Below are 3,360 nucleotides of genomic sequence, written 5' to 3' on the forward strand. Positions count from 1 at the left end.
GTTGCTTTTCGTGACTGTGCGTGGCTCCCCGCGCCCCTGAGGTGCGTCAGCGTGCCCTTCTTCCCGGCAGGAACGTGAACACCGCTGCCCCCAGCAGCACCGCCGTACCCGCCACCAAGCCCAGCGCCTTCAGCGCGCCGTCGTTCTCCGCGCCCGTCTCCGCCAAGCCACCGTCCGGGGTCGTACCGCCGCCTGTCGTGGTGGAGCCGCCTGTGGAGCCGCCGCCTCCCGACGCCCCGCCCTCCTGCTCCGTGGTGTCCAGGGTCAGCGACACCTCCGTCTTCTCCGGTGTGCAGGTCGTCGTCGTGCCCAGGGCCTCGATGGTCAGGACGCCCGGGGAGAGGGTCGACTCGCCGCTCGCGCCCGGCTTGTAGGTGCCCTTGAGGTCGGGGATCTCGATCGGGTCGCCCGACTTGATGGGCTCGGCGTTGGTGGGGCCCTCCACAGGGACCGTGCCCTTGTCGGCACCGCCCAGGGCCACCTCCATCGACGGTTTGACCGAGTCCGCCGGGATGTCGGCGGGGCTGTCCATCACCGACTTCTTGAACTGGACCGTGAGGTCGAAACTCCCGCCGTTCCTCTTCGCGTCGATCTGGACCGGCGAGGTCGCGTTCTTGTCACCGATGGGGGTCTTGCAGGCGTAGGGGACCTGGACCTCCTTGCCGGTGAAGTCGGTCTGGCCGCCGCCGTCGCTCTCGGAGGGCGAGACCGTCGGTGAGGGGCTCGGCTGCTGCGACGGCGGCGGTGAACTCCCGTCCCCGGCCGTCACCTTGATCGTCGCCGCTGGCTTCACCGCCTCTTTCGGCGTGCACTTCGTGTCCGTCGACATGGCGTTGATGGCGTACGCGTCCGGCGTCAGCGTCACCTCGCCGGGCGTCGACAGCTTCAGCTTGCCCTTCATGTCGGACAGCACCATGTCCCCGCCCTTGGGGATCGCCGGGTTCTCCCGCGGCCCCTGCATCGCGATGTCCGCGGTCTGCGCGCCCGCCGCCTTGAGCGTGCCGCTGGGCTGCACCGAGTTCGCGGGCAGGTCGATGAGGTCGGGGTTCTTGGAGGCAGCCTGGACGAACTTCCAGACCACCTCGACCTCGTCGCCCGCCTTCGCCGTCTCCGGCGCGGTGATCTCCACCTTCGTGGTGCCCTGCACCGGCGGCAGCCCGGAGATGTCGGGCGGGACGCACTCCGTCGCATACGCCACCTCCGCCGCCCCGGCCGGGCCGGCGGCCAGGCCCAGCAGCAGGACGGCCGCGACGACCGGTATGACTCTCCTTCGCTTGCTCACGTAGGTCCCTTCCTGGTGGGAGTCGTAGGACTCGTCGGGCTGTCGTCGTGCGGTGCGGAGAGCCGACCGGCCGTTCCCGGATCGGAGTCCGGGGTGAACCACGGCAGAGTCGAGGACATCGAGTGCCTGGCCTCCTCGCGGGGCTTCAACCCCGGCAGACGCAGGGCGAGTTCGGGCAGGCGCAGCCCGCCGCGGCGGACCCGCGGGCGGGGCCGCACCCGGTCCACGACCGCCATTCCGGCGCGGAACAGCGCGGCCGGGACGACCAGGCAGACCAGGATCCAGAACAGCGTCACGCCCCAGGGGCGGCCCACGCCCCAGGGCTGTTCGGCCATCACCTTCCCGCCGTACTTCAGCGAGACGGTGTAGCCGCCGTGCGCCCCGGCGGCCAGTTCGACGGGCAGCTCGATACGAGCCTTCCCGCCGGGCCGGATCGTGCCGCGCCACTGCCGTTCCTGCCACTCGGGGGCGAACACCCCGTGGGAGGTGCCGACTTGGAAGACGGGGTTCTTCACGGCGGAGGTGCCGACATTGCCGACGGTGAAGACCAGGGTGCGGGCGGGCGGGGCGCCGAACCAGGTCAGCAGGCCGCTGGAGCCGTCGAGACGGGTGCCGGTGAGGATGGACAGCCGCCCGCCGGAGGCGTCCGCGGGCAGCGGTTCGAACGCGTGCCCGGCCACCTGGAAGACGACGTCGGCCTCGGCCTTCGCGCCCTGGACAGTGGCCACATGGACCACGCACGGACACGGCACCGGCGGTTCGGCCACCGGAAGTCTCCGGCTGAACCGGCCCTCGGCATCGGTCGTCACGGCCCGGCCGTCGGCGTTGGCGCAGGAGTTGGTGCCGCCGGTCACGCCCGTGGACGGCACTGCCTGCCCGCAGATCAGGATCATCAGCAGCGCGTCGGGCCGCCAGCCCTCCCCGCTGACGGTGACCGAACCGCCCGTCCCCGCCTGCGTCTTGGAGACCTTCACGGTGGGCGGATCGGCGGCCGAGGCGGGCGCCACCGACAGCGCCAGCAGCAACAGCACGAGCAGCGCCGAGATCCGCACCTTGCCGTTCACTTCAACGCTCCTGTCAACTCGACGTCCACATCAGCCGGTTCGGCCGCTTCCCCGGGACGGCGCCTGCGACGTCGTACGAGGAAGAAGGCGGCGGTCGCCACCGCCCCCGCGCTCCCGGCCACCGATCCCCACGGCACGAACCGCGCCGAGGTCTCCGCCGTGTCGTACGCCCCTCCCCCGGCGGTCACCGTCAGCCGGACGTCGGCCGTGTCCAGGGACGGGCGGTCGGGCCAGGGTTCGGTGAGCTTCGCCCGGCGGCCCGGGGCGAGTTCGACGGGGAGGGTGCGGGCGGGGCGGTTCAGGAGCGGGCCGAGGATGCCGTCGGCGCGTACCGCGAGGCGGGGTTCGAGGGTGGTCGTGCCGCGGTTGACGATCTCGTACGAGATGCCGCTGCCGGTGACCTTCACCCGCTCGACCGTCAGCGCCGACAACCGCGGGACCCTGGCGCGCAGATGGAGGGCGACCGAGTCGGAGCTGCCGCCCGGGCCGCGGGCGACGATGTCCGCCGTGCGGTCGGCGTCGGGGACGGTCACCGTGAAGGGGACGTCGGCGCGGGTGCGGGCCGGGACGCGGACCTCGGAGCGGGCGAAGGCGACCCGGGCGCCGGTGGCGGACAGCCGGACGGTGACCGGCTCACCGCCGCGGTTGGTCACCGACGCCGTGTCCTCAAGGACCGCCCCGGGCGCGCCCTCGGCGTAGAAGGAGGGGCGCCCGCCGCCGGACGGCGCGACGGACCAGCCCCCGGCGGCGGCCGCGGGCGGGGCGGCCATCAGCAGGAGCAGCAGGGCCGGGGGCAGAACGGGCAGAGCGGACAGGACACGGCCGGTCAGCGACATGGGCGGCTCCAACGGTGGTACGAGGGTGTCAGCGGCGTACCGTCTGGTTCCGCCGCGTCAGCCACAGCGCGCCCGCCGCGCCCGCGAGCAGCACCGTGCCGGGTGGTACGAGGGTGTCAGCGGCGTACCGTCTGGTTCCGCCGCGTCAGCCACAGCGCGCCCGCCGCGCCCGCGAGCA

3 protein-coding genes are annotated in these 3,360 nt (G+C 72.9%); all 3 read right to left on the reverse strand.

The features are described from left to right. Positions 1-46 precede the first annotated feature (46 nt). From RMT89_RS39815 to RMT89_RS39825, 3 genes are read right to left on the reverse strand one after another with little or no spacing between them, the layout of a single operon-like run. Complete coding sequence (locus tag RMT89_RS39815; protein ID WP_315888636.1) at positions 47-1,282, reverse strand: hypothetical protein; 1,236 nt, start codon at positions 1,280-1,282, stop codon at positions 47-49. Then, a complete protein-coding gene (locus RMT89_RS39820; RefSeq protein WP_315888637.1) occupies positions 1,279-2,346 on the reverse strand; it encodes a hypothetical protein in 1,068 nt (355 codons plus the stop codon). The genes RMT89_RS39815 and RMT89_RS39820 overlap by 4 nt, the downstream gene beginning before the upstream one ends. Continuing rightward, on the reverse strand, positions 2,343-3,182 hold the full coding sequence (locus tag RMT89_RS39825; protein WP_315888638.1) for a hypothetical protein: 840 nt from the start codon (positions 3,180-3,182) through the stop codon (positions 2,343-2,345). The genes RMT89_RS39820 and RMT89_RS39825 overlap by 4 nt, the downstream gene beginning before the upstream one ends. Positions 3,183-3,360 lie beyond the last annotated feature (178 nt).

The sequence above is a fragment of the Streptomyces sp. P17 genome (assembly GCF_032436805.1).
Classification (GTDB): Bacteria; Actinomycetota; Actinomycetes; order Streptomycetales; family Streptomycetaceae; genus Streptomyces.